At 69.9% G+C, this 12,125-nt stretch carries 12 protein-coding genes; 11 read left to right on the top strand and 1 reads right to left on the bottom strand.

Annotation, left to right across the window (positions count from 1 at the left end):
- The first annotated feature begins 196 nt into the window (after positions 1-196).
- The 10 genes from IAI58_RS18880 (at position 197) to IAI58_RS18835 (ending at position 10,310) form a co-directional block, all read left to right on the top strand.
- Positions 197-1,135, top strand: a complete 939-nt coding sequence (locus IAI58_RS18880; RefSeq protein ID WP_207447714.1) for a LysR family transcriptional regulator — start codon at positions 197-199, stop codon at positions 1,133-1,135.
- Between the two features lie 227 nt (positions 1,136-1,362).
- On the top strand, positions 1,363-2,445 hold the full coding sequence (locus IAI58_RS18875; RefSeq protein WP_207447713.1) for a substrate-binding domain-containing protein: 1,083 nt from the start codon (positions 1,363-1,365) through the stop codon (positions 2,443-2,445).
- On the top strand, positions 2,420-3,730 hold the full coding sequence (locus IAI58_RS18870) for an ABC transporter substrate-binding protein (RefSeq protein ID WP_207447712.1): 1,311 nt from the start codon (positions 2,420-2,422) through the stop codon (positions 3,728-3,730). Before IAI58_RS18875 ends, IAI58_RS18870 begins: the two co-directional genes overlap by 26 nt.
- 6 nt (positions 3,731-3,736) lie before the next feature.
- Complete coding sequence (locus tag IAI58_RS18865; protein WP_207447711.1) at positions 3,737-4,585, top strand: carbohydrate ABC transporter permease; 849 nt, start codon at positions 3,737-3,739, stop codon at positions 4,583-4,585.
- Positions 4,582-5,391, top strand: coding sequence for a carbohydrate ABC transporter permease (locus IAI58_RS18860; protein WP_207447710.1), 810 nt, complete (start codon positions 4,582-4,584; stop codon positions 5,389-5,391). Before IAI58_RS18865 ends, IAI58_RS18860 begins: the two co-directional genes overlap by 4 nt.
- A gap of 9 nt (positions 5,392-5,400) precedes the next feature.
- A complete protein-coding gene (locus IAI58_RS18855; RefSeq protein WP_207447709.1) occupies positions 5,401-6,459 on the top strand; it encodes an ABC transporter ATP-binding protein in 1,059 nt (352 codons plus the stop codon).
- A complete protein-coding gene (locus tag IAI58_RS18850; RefSeq protein WP_207447708.1) occupies positions 6,456-7,718 on the top strand; it encodes an MGH1-like glycoside hydrolase domain-containing protein in 1,263 nt (420 codons plus the stop codon). The genes IAI58_RS18855 and IAI58_RS18850 overlap by 4 nt, the downstream gene beginning before the upstream one ends.
- Positions 7,715-8,791 (top strand): amidohydrolase family protein, encoded by a 1,077-nt coding sequence (locus IAI58_RS18845; RefSeq protein ID WP_207447707.1) that lies wholly within the window; start codon positions 7,715-7,717, stop codon positions 8,789-8,791. The genes IAI58_RS18850 and IAI58_RS18845 overlap by 4 nt, the downstream gene beginning before the upstream one ends.
- A complete protein-coding gene (locus tag IAI58_RS18840) occupies positions 8,788-9,894 on the top strand; it encodes an amidohydrolase family protein (protein WP_207447705.1) in 1,107 nt (368 codons plus the stop codon). The genes IAI58_RS18845 and IAI58_RS18840 overlap by 4 nt, the downstream gene beginning before the upstream one ends.
- Complete coding sequence (locus tag IAI58_RS18835; protein WP_207447703.1) at positions 9,894-10,310, top strand: Rieske (2Fe-2S) protein; 417 nt, start codon at positions 9,894-9,896, stop codon at positions 10,308-10,310. The genes IAI58_RS18840 and IAI58_RS18835 overlap by 1 nt, the downstream gene beginning before the upstream one ends.
- Before the next feature lie 43 nt (positions 10,311-10,353).
- Here IAI58_RS18835 and IAI58_RS18830 read toward each other — a convergent pair whose 3' ends face one another.
- Positions 10,354-11,253: an AraC family transcriptional regulator gene (locus tag IAI58_RS18830; RefSeq protein ID WP_207447701.1), complete on the bottom strand. Its 900-nt coding sequence runs from the start codon at positions 11,251-11,253 to the stop codon at positions 10,354-10,356.
- Between the two features lie 96 nt (positions 11,254-11,349).
- Here IAI58_RS18830 and IAI58_RS18825 point away from each other — a divergent pair, with 96 nt between their 5' ends.
- The gene (locus tag IAI58_RS18825; RefSeq protein ID WP_207447700.1) at positions 11,350-12,099 is read left to right on the top strand and encodes an SDR family oxidoreductase; all 750 of its coding nucleotides are present in this window, start codon (positions 11,350-11,352) and stop codon (positions 12,097-12,099) included.
- Positions 12,100-12,125: the final 26 nt, after the last annotated feature.

Below are 12,125 nucleotides of genomic sequence, written 5' to 3'. Positions count from 1 at the left end.
TGCCGGGCGGGCGGCAGCCGGCGCGAAAGGCGCCAGGGCCGGGGCCGCCGCCAGGGAGAGCAACAGCCTGCGGCGCTGAAGCGCTGAACTCGTCTGGTTCATGGCGTCACCTCGTTGCTGTTGAGCCAGGGTAGTGACTTGCACGAGACGGCTGAATGCGCGTTGGATGACCTGCTCGATTTCAGGATCTGAAACCATGGACCGGCTTGACGCGATGGAGCTGGCGGTCGCCGCCATCGACGAAGGCTCACTCGCCGCCGCCGCGCGGCGGCTCGGCCGGTCGGCGGCGGCGGCCACGCGCGCCATCGCCCTCCTGGAGGCATCTGCGGGGGAGACGCTGCTGCTGCGCTCCACGCGCGGCCTGCGCCTGACCGAGGCCGGCGAGCGGCACGCCGCGATCTGGCGTGACGTCCTGGCCCGGCTCGCCGAGGCCCGGGAGGGACAGGCGGCGAAGGCCATCGGCGGCACGCTGGTATTGACCGCGCCGGAGCTCTTCGGCCGGCTGAAGGTGGCGCCGGTGCTGGAATCATTCCTCGAACGGCATCCCGAGGTGCAGGCGCGGGCACTGCTGCTGAACCGCATGGTCGACATGATGGGCGAAGGCATCGACCTCGCCATCCGGCTGGCGCATCTGCACGACAGCGGCCTGGTCGCGGTGAGGCTCGGCGAGGTGCGGCAGGTCGTATGTGCCTCGCCCGCCTATCTCGCCCGTCATGGTCCGCCCCGGGAGCCGGCGGAGCTTTCCGGCCATCGCTGCATCGGGGTGAACCCGGACGGGAACCGCGAACTCTGGACGTTCCGGCAGAAGCCCGGCGGCGCGCGGACGCGGTCGATACAGGTGCACACGCGGCTCTCCATCACGAGTGTCGGCGCGGGGCTCGACGCGGCGCTCCGGGGGCAGGGCCTGATGCGCGCGCTGTCCTATCAGGTGGCGGAGCTGTTGTCGGCGGACCGGCTGCGGCGCGTGCTCACCCCGTATGAGCCGGAAGCGGTCCCGGTGAACATGATCTTCCGGCCGAACCCGCGGCCCTGGTCGCCGGTGCGCGGTTTCGTGGACCATGCCGTGCCCATCCTGCGACGGGAACTGACGCAGGTCGCGGCGGTCGTGGACTGGCTGCCCACGGCTGAGGAATAGGCGCAGCCGGACCGCAGGATGGCCGGGCTCCGCTGCCGGGAAGCCCACTGCATGCGCCTGGATGCCGGTCCATTGCCCGGCGGGTAAGAGGCTTTCCTGCCTCTCGATCAGATTTCGGCCGCCCGTGCGATCATGCGCGGGCCCGGCGTCGCGCTGCCGCAAGGGGCAGGCCCGGCGCGAGATTTCGGGCTTTGACACCCGAAACGTTTTGGATCACGGTTTCGGCCATGTCGCTGCGCCGGATCGCCCAGGGCCTGAATATCTCGGTCACCACGGTCTCCCGTGCCCTGGGCGGCTTCAGCGATGTCTCGGCCGAGACGCGGGAGCGGGTGCGCGCGGAGGCGGACCGGCTGGGCTACCGCCCCAATGCCGCCGCCCGCCGGCTGCGCGGCGGCACCAGCGATGCCGTGGGCGTCGTGCTGCCCACCGGGCCAGGGCAGCTGGAGGATGCCTTCTTCCTGCGCCTGCTGGGCGCCATCGGGCCCAAGCTGGCTGCCGCCGGGCTCGACCTGATCGTCGGCACCGCCCGCGTCGGTGAGGAGGAGCAGGCCTTCTACCGCCAGCTGGTGGAGAACCGCCGCGTCGATGCCGTGATCCTGGCCCGGGCCCGCCGCCAGGACCCTCGCGTCGGCTACCTGCTGGATTCCCGCATGCCTTTCGTGCTGCATGGCCGCACGGAGGAAGCGCGGCCGCATGCCCATGTCGATGTCGATGGCGAAGGTGCCTTCCGGCTGGCCACGCGGCGGCTGATCGCCGCGGGCCATCGCCGCATCGGGCTGCTGGGCGCGCCCCGTCTCTACAGCTTCGGGCATCACCGCGCCCGTGGCTTCGAGAATGCGATGGCCGAGGCAGGCCTCTCCCCCGGCCCCGTGGCCGAGGCCGAACCGACGGAGGAGAACGGCTTCCGCCTGCTGCAGGGCATGATCGACGCCGGCCGCGCCCCCAGCGCGCTGCTCTGCGCCACCGACCGGCTGGCCGTGGGCGCGCTGCGGGCGGCGGCACGGGCCGGCCTGAAGGTGGGCCACGACCTTGCCGTCATCGGCTACGACAACCTGCCGGTCGCCACCTATACCGACCCGCCCCTGACCACCTTCGACCCCGATGTCGAGCGCAGCGCGCTGCGGATGGTGGAAATGCTTCTGGAACTGCTGCGCGGCGCCAGCCCGGCCGGCATGGCCGAGCTGCGGCAGGCGCGGCTGATCGTCCGGGCCTCCGACGGCCCGGCGCCTGAACCCGTATCCAAGGACCGGCGACCAAGCCGGCATCAACCGGAGGAAACCCTGCATGGCAAAGGTCCCATCATCCCGTAGAGGTTTTGCCACCGCGCTCGCCGGCCTCCTGCTCGGCACCGCCGCCGCATGGGCGCCCGCGCCCGCCAGCGCGCAGGAACTGGTCTTCCTGTCCACGCAGCTGCGCCCGATCGAATCGGCGCAGAAGATGCGGACGCAGATCCTGGCGGGCGCGCCCGTGCCGACCAGTTTCGTGACCGAGCAGCCACCGCAGCTCGGCGTGCATGTGCGGGCCGAGGCGCAGGGCGGCAAGGTCGTCAGCAGCCTGATCGGCGGCCTGCATGGGGAATTGCTGCCGCTGGCCGGCACCAAAAATCTGGCGCCGCTGGATGACGTGCTGGGCAGCCTGACCAACCGCCAGATCAACCCGTCGATGCTGGAGGCGGGCAAGCTGGGCGGCGGCCAGCAGCTCTATATCCCGTGGATGCAGGCCACCTACATCATGGTGGCCAATAAGCAGGCGCTGCCCTTCCTGCCCGCCGGCGCCGACATCAATGCGCTGACCTATGATCAGCTCCGGCAATGGGCCGCCAATGTCCAGGAGAAGACCGGCCGGCGCATGCTGGGCTTCCCCGCCGGCCCCACCGGGCTGATGCCGCGCTTCTTCGAGGGCTATCTCTATCCCTCCTTCACCGGCGGCGTGGTGCGCAGCTTCCGTTCGCCGGAGGCCGAGCAGATGTGGACGCAGTTCCGCGAACTCTGGAAGTTCGTGAACCCGAATTCCACCAATTACGGCTTCATGCAGGAGCCGCTGCTCTCCGGCGATGTCTGGATCGCCTTCGACCATGTGGCGCGGCTGATGGATGCGCTGAGCCGCAAGCCCGATGACTTCGTGGCCTTCCCCGCCCCCGCCGGTCCGAAGGGGCGGGGCTGGATGCCCGTGGTGGCCGGACTTTCCATCGCCAATGGCGCGCCAGCCGCCGCCGAGGCCGCGAAGCTAATCGAATACCTCACGCGCCCGGCCGTGCAGATCGAGACGCTGAAGGCCGTGGCCTTCTTCCCGGTCGTGCAGGTGGAGATGCCCGCTGACCTCGACCCCGGCCTGCGGCTGGCCGCCGATGCCGTCGCGAAGATGGGCGCGGCGCCGGATTCCCTGGTCAGTGCCCTGCCGGTCGGGCTCGACCAGCGCGGGGGTGAGTTCGACAAGCTCTTCATGGATACCTTCCAGCGCGTGGTGCTGCGGGGCGAGCCGCCGCGGGCCGTGCTGGACCGCCAGGCCGGGGCCATGAAGCGCATCATCGCGGATACCAAGGCTTCCTGCTGGGCACCGGATGCCCGCAGCGACGGTCCCTGCCCGGTCGAGTGACAGCCCATGCGCCGCGCCGGGGCCCTGCCCTATCTGCTGGTCCTGCCTTCCGTGCTGTTCCTCGGCGTGCTCTTCGTGGTGCCGCTGGCGCAGACCGCCCTGCTGGCCTTCCAGGAGGGCGGCACCTGGTCCCTCGGCAACTGGCACCGCATGGCGGATGACCTGAATTTCCAGGACGCCGTGGTCAATACCTTCTCGGTGGTGCTGATCGTCGTGCCGCTGCAATGCATGCTGGCGCTCGGCATGACCATGATGCTGCGGCATGTGAGGAAGGGGCGGGATATCATCCTCTGGGTCTGGTCCATCCCGCTCGGCATCTCCGACCTCGCGGCGGGGCTGGTCTGGCTGGCCATCCTGACCGACCAGGGCTGGCTGAACACGCTGCTCTTCAAGCTCGGCGTGATCAGCGGCCCGGAGGCCTGGCTGACCTATGAGACGCCGATGGTGCTGCTGGCCGGCATCATCGTCGCCGAATTGTGGCGCGCGACCGCCATCGTCTTCGTCATCCTGCTGGCCGGAGTGCAGCTGCTGCCGAAGGAATACGAGGAAGCGGCGGAGGTCTTCGGCGCCTCCCCCTGGCAGCGCTTCTGGCGCATCACCCTGCCGCTTCTGCGGCCCAGCCTGCAGACCGCGCTGATCCTGCGCACCGTGCTGGCCTTCGAGATGTTCGCCATGGCCCTCGCCCTCGGCGGCCGCAACTTCCCCGTGCTGGTCAGCGAGGCCTTCAACTGGCAGTACGGCAACCAGGATTATGGCGTGGCCGCCAGCTATGCGGTGCTGGTCATGGTGATCTCGGTCGCGGCGACGCTGCTCTATCTGGTGGCGCTGCGCGTGCCGGCGGAGCAGCGGGCATGACCCCCGTCTGGCGGCGCGGGCTGCTCTGGTGCGGCGTGGCCGTGCTCTGCGCCTGGACGCTGGTGCCGATCTACCTGCTGGCGCTGGGCGCCTTCGGCGGGCGGGAGATCGTCTCGCAATGGCCGAAGCCCTTCCTGCCGCTCGGGCTTTCGCTGGATACGGTCGGCGCCTTCCTGGCCATCGACGGCGTCTGGCGCGCCACATGGGTCAGCGTGCAGGCGGCGGCCATGTGCATGGTGCTGGCCCTGCTGCTGGGCGTGCCCGCCGGCTATGCCCTGGCGCGCTTCCGCTTTCCGGGCGCCGGCAGCTACCGGCTGCTGATCCTGATGACGCGGGCCTTTCCCGTGGCCATCCTGGCCCTGCCGCTGACGGTCAGTTTTATTCGTCTCGGCCTCTACGACACGCCCTTCGGCGTCGCGCTGCTGCATGCGGTGCTGGCGGTGCCCTTCGCCACGCTGGTCTGCGCCAGCCTCTTCCAGGGCATCCCGGCGGAACTGGAGGAAGCGGCCTGGGTCTTCGGCTGCTCCCGCTTCACCGGCTTCCTGCGCGTGGTGCTGCCGCTGGCGCTGCCGGGCATCGCCGCCGCCAGCATCTTTGCCTTCGTGCTCTCCTGGAACGAGGTCTTCGCGGCCTCGGTCCTCACGGTGCGGCACCGGACACTGACGGCCTATCTGCTCTCGGTGCTCTCGGAATCGCCGCTGCATGTGCAGTTCGCGGGCGGGATGATCCTGATCGTTCCTTCCGTCATCTTCATCTTCCTGGTCCGGCGTCGCCTTTTCGCGATGTGGGGCATCGGCAACCGATAGGCTGGCCGCGTGGCAAACATCACCATCGACCGAATCCAGAAAGCCTTCGGCGCCACCCGCGCGCTGGAGGAAATCAGCCTCGAAGTGCATGACGGCGAGTTCCTGGCGCTGCTCGGCCCTTCCGGCTGCGGCAAGACCACCCTGCTGCGCATCATCGCGGGGCTCGAGGCGCAGAGCGGCGGGCGCGTGCTGATCGGCGGGCGCGATGTCTCGGCCCTGCCGCCGCGCAAGCGGGGCCTCGCCATGGTCTTCCAGAACTACGCGGTCTTTCCGCACCTGACGGTGGCCGAGAACATCGCCTTCGGCCTGCGGATGGCGGGCGCCGACAAGGCGCGCATGCAGCGGCAGGTGGAGCGCGCGGCATCGCTGCTGCATATCGAACCGCTGCTGGCCCGCTACCCGGCGCAGCTTTCCGGCGGCCAGCGGCAGCGCGTGGCGGTGGCCCGCGCCCTGGCGGTGGAGCCGGCGGTGCTGCTGATGGACGAGCCGCTCTCCAACCTCGATGCCCTGCTGCGGCTGGAGATGCGGGCGGAGCTGAAGGCGGTGCTGGCGGCCTCCGGCACCACCACCATCTACGTGACGCATGACCAGACCGAGGCCATGGGCCTGGCCGACCGCATCGCCGTGATGCATGGCGGCGTGATCGAGCAGATCGGCGGCGCTTCCGAGATCTATCACCGCCCGCGCACCCGCTTTGTCGGCGGCTTCGTCGGCAGCCCGCCGATGAACTTCCTGCGTCTGCCGGTGCGCGGCGGGCAGGTCGCGCTGGGTGGCCTGACGCTGCCGGCGCCCGCCCCTGCCGCCGAGGTGGTGCTGGGCCTGCGCGCCGAGGACCTGCAGCCCGCCACGCCGCGGGATGGATTCGCCTTCGAGCTGCGCGTGGCCGAGCCGCTGGGTTCCCACCTGCTGCTGACCGGCACCACCGAGGGCCAGCTGATGCGCGTGGTGGTGCCCTACGCCGATGGCGCCCTGCCCCAGCCCGGGCAGGTGCTGCACCTGCGGCCCAACCTGGACCGCCTCAACTGGATGGACGCCGCCAAGGGTGTGGCGCTGGAGAGTCGCGCATGAGCGAGCGCCTGCAGGCAGCACAGGCCGTGCTGCGGACCAATGACCGCGGCGGCTATACCGTGCCGACCGACCGGCTCTACCCCTTCCAGTGGAACTGGGACTCCGCCTTCGTCGCCATGGGCTGGGGGATCTTCGACGAGCCGCGCGCCTGGCGGGAGATCCACCGGCTGCTGGAAGGCCAGTGGGAGGACGGGCTGGTGCCGCAGATCGTCTTCCACGCGCCGTCAGACGATTACTTCCCCGGCCCCGAGGTCTGGGGCGTGCGCCGCGATCCGCCGACCTCCGGCATCACCCAGCCGCCGGTGCTGGCCACCGCCACCCGCCGCCTGCTGGACCGCGCCAGCGACCGCGCGGCGGCTGAGGCGGAGGCCGCCGCCATCTACCCCAGGCTGCTGGCCAGCCATCGCTGGTGGGCCGAGGCGCGCGACCCCGGTCGCACCGGGCTGGTCGCCACCCTGCATCCCTGGGAAACCGGCATGGACAACAGCCCGGCCTGGGACAGCATCCTGGACCGGGTGCCGACCGAGACCACCTCGGAGATCCGCCGCCGGGACACCGCGCATATTGACCCCGCCTTCCGCCCGCGCGCCATCGACTACCAGCGCTTCATTCATCTCGTGGACCTCTTCCGGGCCGAGGGATGGGATGCGGCGCGGATGCTGCGGGCCTCGCCCTTCCGGGTGGCGGATGTCGGCACCAATGCCATCCTGGCCCGCGCCGAGCGCGACCTGCTGGCCCTCGCCGCCCGCTTCGGCAGCGCCGCCGACCGCGCCGCCATTGAGACCCGCCTCGCCCGCGCCGAACCCGCCATCGAGACCCTGTGGCAGAAAGCCGCGGGCATCTACCGCTCCCGCGACCTGGTCGGTGGGGAGATCCTGCCCGCCAGCACCTCCGCCGGCTTTCTGCCGCTGTTTGGCGGCGTCCATCGCCATGCGGAGCAACTCGCTGCGACGCTGGAGGACTGGCTGGCGCGGGTGCGCTTCGCCGTGCCCTCCACCGACCCGGCGCATCCGATGTTCGAGCCGCTGCGCTACTGGCGCGGCCCGATCTGGGCCGTGGTGAACTGGATGATCGCCGAGGGCTTTGCCGATGCGGGCCGGGCGGCCCAGGCCGCGCGCATCCGCGCCGATACCCGCGCGCTGATCGGGCGCGAGGGCTTCAGCGAGTATTTCGACCCCACCACCGGCCAGGGCATCGGCGGCGGCACCTTCTCCTGGACCGCCGCCATCGACCTGCTGCTGGCGGAGGAGGCGCCATGAATGCCATGACCGCCGGCGCCATCGACTGCGACATCCACCCCGCCGTGCCAGGCCCGGCGGCGCTGCTGCCCTACCTGCCGCCGCAATGGCGGGACATGGTGGTGCAACGCGGCGTGCATGACCTGGAGACGATCACCTACCCCCGCAACTCGCCGCTGACCGCGCGGCCGGACTGGCGGCTGCCGGAAGGCCGCAAGCCCGGCAGCGACCTCGGGCAGTTGCGGGCGCAGGCGCTGGATGGCTTCGGGCTGCGCCTCGCCATCTGCAACTGCCTCTACGGCGTGCAGGTGCTGTTCAGCGAGGATATGGCCGCCGCCTATGCCACCGCCGTCAATGACTGGCTTGCGGCGGAATGGCTGGACCAGGAGCCGCGCCTGCGCGCCTCCATCCTCGTGCCGGTGCAGAACCCGGAGATGGCGGCGGCCGAGATCGAGCGCCGCGCCGCCGACCGCCGCTTCGTGCAGGTGCTGCTGCCGGCGCAGGGCGACGTGCCGCTGGGCAGGCGCAGCCTCTGGCCCATCTATGCCGCCGCCGAGCGCCATGGCCTGCCCATCGGCATCCATGCCGGCGGTTCCTACCGCCATCCCATCACGCCGGTCGGCTGGCCCTCCTATCACACGGAGGATTACGTCGATCAGGCGCAGGGCATGCAGACGCAGCTGACCAGCCTGGTCTGCGAGGGGGTCTTTTCGAAATTCCCCGCGCTGCGCGTGGTGATGATCGAATCCGGCTTCACCTGGCTGCCGGCCTTCCTGTGGCGCCTCGAAAAATACTGGCGCGGCCTGCGGATGGAGATCCCCTGGGTGGACCGCTCCCCCAGCGCCATCATCCGGGAGCAGGCGCGCTTCACCCTTCAGCCCGTGGATGGCCCGCCCGAGGCCGCCGACCTGCTGAAGGTGATCGAGCATATGGGATCGGAGGAACTGCTGTTGTTCTCGACCGATTACCCACATTGGCAGTTTGATGGAAACGCCGCGCTGCCCGCCACGCTGCCGCCGGAGCTGATACGCCGGATCACCGTGGAGAATCCGCTGGCGACCTATCCACGGCTGAGGGAGGCCATCGCGTCATGAGCCTGGACCTGCAAGAGGCCGGCAGCGCCGCGCCGGGTGCCACCAGGCCCGCCATCGCCGATTGCGACATCCATCCCTGCCTGATGCAGGCGAAGGATATCCTGCCCTGGCTGCCGCGGCGCTGGCAGCGGCACATGGAGCAGTTCGGCATGCTGCCGCGCCATGGCTACCAGTCCGGCCCGGCCTATCCCAAGGGCCAGCCGGATGCGGCGCGCATCGATGCCTGGCCACCGGGCGGGCGGCCGGGCAGCGATCTCGGCTTCATGCAGCGACAGCATCTCGACCCCAACAACGTTGCCCTGGGCATCCTGAACGTCATCGCCCCCGCCGCCGGCGCGGCGCAGAACCTGGATTTCAGCGCCGCCCTCTGCCGCGCGCTGAACCAGTGGCAGGTGGATGAATGGACGAGCAGGGATTCCCGCCTGAAAGGCTCCATCCTCGTCCCCTATGAGGACGGGCACGCGGCGGCGGCCGAGATCGAACACTGGGCCGGGCACAAGGATTTCGTGCAGGTCATGCTGCTCAGCCGCACCGCCGAGCCGCTGGGGCAGCGGCGCTACTGGCCGCTCTATGCCGCCGCAGAACGCGCGGGACTGCCCATCGGCGTGCATGCCTTCGGCTATGGCGGCTACCCCGTCACCGCCGGCGGCTGGCCTTCCTACTATATCGAGGAAATGGTCGGCCATGCGCAGTGCTGCCAGGCGTTGCTGACCAGCATGGTGGTCGAGGGCGTCTTCGAGCGCTTCCCCGGCCTGAAGCTGGTGCTGATCGAGGCCGGCTTCGCCTGGCTGCCCTCCCTCGCCTGGCGGCTGGACAAGACCTGGGCCCGGCTGCGGGAGGAAGTGCCGCATCTGACGCGGCCGCCCTCGGAGGTGATCCGCCAGCATGTCTGGCTCACCACCCAGCCGATGGAGGAGCCGGAGAAGCGCCGCCACCTGCATGACGTGATCGAATGGATCGGCATCGACCGCCTGCTCTTCGCCACCGATTATCCGCACTGGGATTACGACGACCCGGAATGGAGCCTGCCGGTACGGCTGGGCGAGGATGCGCGGCAGGATCTCTTCCTCCGCAATGCCCTCAAGCTCTACGGGCAAGGCTGATGCCGCGGCATGTCGTGGCGCCGGTCTCGGCGGTGCCGCCGGGCGGGCGGATGCTGGCGGAGGTGGCGGGCAAGAAGATCGCCATCTTCAATCTGGGCGGCGAATTCTTCGGGCTGCTGAACCGCTGCCCGCATCAGGGCGGCGAATTGTGCCGGGGCACCACCTCCGGGCTGGTGGAAGCCACCGCGCCCGGCGAATACCGCTATACCCGCCCGGGCGAGATCCTGCGCTGCCCCTGGCATGGCTGGGAATTCGACATCCGCACCGGCCAGTCCCGCGCCGAGCCGCAGCGCATCCGCACCAGGGCCTATCCGGTCGGCGCCGTCAGCGGCGCGGCCCTGGTGGAGGAGCCCGTGCTGCGGGCGGAAACCTTCCCTGTGGCCGTCGAGCAGGATTACATCGTCATCGATCTCTAGGCGCCGCTGCCGCGCCACGGCTTCCGACATCGCGGCCGGAAGGTCAGGCCCTGTCGCGCGCGAAGCGGCCGGGCGGGCAGCCAAGGCGCTTCCGGAAGGCGGTGCTGAATGCGCTCGCGGATTCGTAGCCGATCTCCTCCGCGATCTGGTCCAGCGATTTCCTCCCGCTCGAGAGGGCATCCTTCGCGATCGCCATCCACCATCGCGCCAGATACTCGATCGGCGCGCATCCCAAGCTCTCGGTGAAACGCGCGGAGAAACCGGATCTGGACATACCGGCGATCCTGGCGAGACCGGCGACAGTCCAGTTCGCGCGCACATCGGCATGCAGAGCCTGAAGGGCCCGGGCGAGCGCGGGGTCCCGCAGGCCGGTGAAAAGGCCGGTCGGTGCCGATCGGGTTTCGCTGCCCCGCCATCGCAGCGCCTCGACAAGCAGCACTTCGAGCATGCGGCCGATGATCAGCTCCCGGCCCGGATGATCGCCGGCGCATTCCTCGGAAAGCAGCTCGATGAGGCGGCCAAGCCGCGTGGCCCGCCCCTCGGAAGCCGGGATGTGGATGAGATCGGGCAGCAGGGCGAGCAACAGGGACGAGTTCACACGTTCGAACGCGAAGCTGCCGCCGAGAGCGAGGAAGTCGGGGGCGCCGTCCTGCTCGCCATGGCGGACCGCTTCATCCCGCGGCTCCAGCGGCACGCAGGCAGCCCCCGGCGCATGGCTGAGGGTGAAGGCGGGCGTGGACGGCAGCAGGATGAAGTCGCCTTGTCCGAGCTGGAGAGGTTCCCTTCCATCGAGCGTGAGCCAGGCCTGCCCGTTCATCACGATCGTGAACCCGGGCGCGTCGTGGGCCTGGTACCGGACGCCCCAGCGGCCGCGGGCGGAAATCGGCTTCGCGACGGCGGCCGTGGGGCGCAGCAAGCCGATCATGTCGCTCAGGGGGTCCATGTTCTGGACGATCCATCAATGGTTCTGGACTCCGGATTATGTAGCGTCCATTCCGGCCCGTCTATGCTCCAGCCATCAGACGGCAGGAGAAAGCCAATGGCCCAGTCCATCCTCATCACCGGCACCTCGTCAGGCTACGGCAAGGCGACCGTGGAACATTTCCTCCGGAACGGCTGGGATGTGATTGCCGCCATGCGGCGACCCGACCCCGATGTCTTCGGGAAGGATACCGGCCGGCTGCGGGTGCTGCCGCTGGACGTCACGGAGGCAGGGAGCATCGCGGCGCTGGTCGAGGCCGTCGGCGCCGTCGATGTCCTGGTCAACAATGCCGGCGTGGGCGGGATAGGCGCCTTCGAGGCGATGCCGATGTCGCTGGTCCGGCAACTCTTCGAGACCAATACGATCGGCGTCATGGCGATGTGCCAGGCCATCATCCCGCGGATGCGGGAGCGCGGATCGGGCATGATCGTCAACGTGACATCAAGCGTGACGCTCGGGGAATTTCCGCTCGCCGCCGCATATACCGCGTCCAAGCAGGCGGTCGAGGGATTCTCCGGCTCGCTTGTCCACGAGCTTGCTTGCTTCGGTGTCAAGGTGAAGCTCGTCCAACCCGGCTATGCGCCGACGACCCGGTTCGGCGCGAATGCCATCCTTCCGGTCGAGGCGCTCCTTCCGGGTGACTATGCCGAATTCGCGCGGCCGATCCTTGCGGCTTTCGCGATGCCGGCGATGACGACACGAGAAACCGACGTGGCCGAGGCGGTATGGGCGGCCGTCCATGACAGCACCGGCCAGCTCCGCTTCCCCGCCGGCGCCGATGCCGTCGCCCTGGCCCGGGCGCGCTGACAAGGTTCCGGCGCGGCCGGGGTCAT

Origin of the sequence: Roseomonas marmotae (genome assembly GCF_017654485.1) — a bacterium.
Taxonomy (GTDB): domain Bacteria; phylum Pseudomonadota; class Alphaproteobacteria; order Acetobacterales; family Acetobacteraceae; genus Pseudoroseomonas; species Pseudoroseomonas marmotae.
The sequence above is the reverse complement of the archived record's forward strand: the minus strand, read 5'-3'. Positions and strand labels throughout refer to the sequence as shown.

What these genes read in the sequence shown, in the direction of transcription:
- IAI58_RS18880 (WP_207447714.1), top strand. Translation starts at nt 197, where the DNA reads ATGGACCGGCTTGACGCGATGGAGCTGGCGGTCGCCGCCATCGACGAA.
- IAI58_RS18875 (WP_207447713.1), top strand. Translation starts at nt 1,363, where the DNA reads ATGTCGCTGCGCCGGATCGCCCAGGGCCTGAATATCTCGGTCACCACG.
- IAI58_RS18870 (WP_207447712.1), top strand. Translation starts at nt 2,420, where the DNA reads ATGGCAAAGGTCCCATCATCCCGTAGAGGTTTTGCCACCGCGCTCGCC.
- IAI58_RS18865 (WP_207447711.1), top strand. Translation starts at nt 3,737, where the DNA reads ATGCGCCGCGCCGGGGCCCTGCCCTATCTGCTGGTCCTGCCTTCCGTG.
- IAI58_RS18860 (WP_207447710.1), top strand. Translation starts at nt 4,582, where the DNA reads ATGACCCCCGTCTGGCGGCGCGGGCTGCTCTGGTGCGGCGTGGCCGTG.
- IAI58_RS18850 (WP_207447708.1), top strand. Translation starts at nt 6,456, where the DNA reads ATGAGCGAGCGCCTGCAGGCAGCACAGGCCGTGCTGCGGACCAATGAC.
- IAI58_RS18845 (WP_207447707.1), top strand. Translation starts at nt 7,715, where the DNA reads ATGAATGCCATGACCGCCGGCGCCATCGACTGCGACATCCACCCCGCC.
- IAI58_RS18840 (WP_207447705.1), top strand. Translation starts at nt 8,788, where the DNA reads ATGAGCCTGGACCTGCAAGAGGCCGGCAGCGCCGCGCCGGGTGCCACC.
- IAI58_RS18835 (WP_207447703.1), top strand. Translation starts at nt 9,894, where the DNA reads ATGCCGCGGCATGTCGTGGCGCCGGTCTCGGCGGTGCCGCCGGGCGGG.
- IAI58_RS18830 (WP_207447701.1), bottom strand. Translation starts at nt 11,253, where the DNA reads ATGGACCCCCTGAGCGACATGATCGGCTTGCTGCGCCCCACGGCCGCC.
- IAI58_RS18825 (WP_207447700.1), top strand. Translation starts at nt 11,350, where the DNA reads ATGGCCCAGTCCATCCTCATCACCGGCACCTCGTCAGGCTACGGCAAG.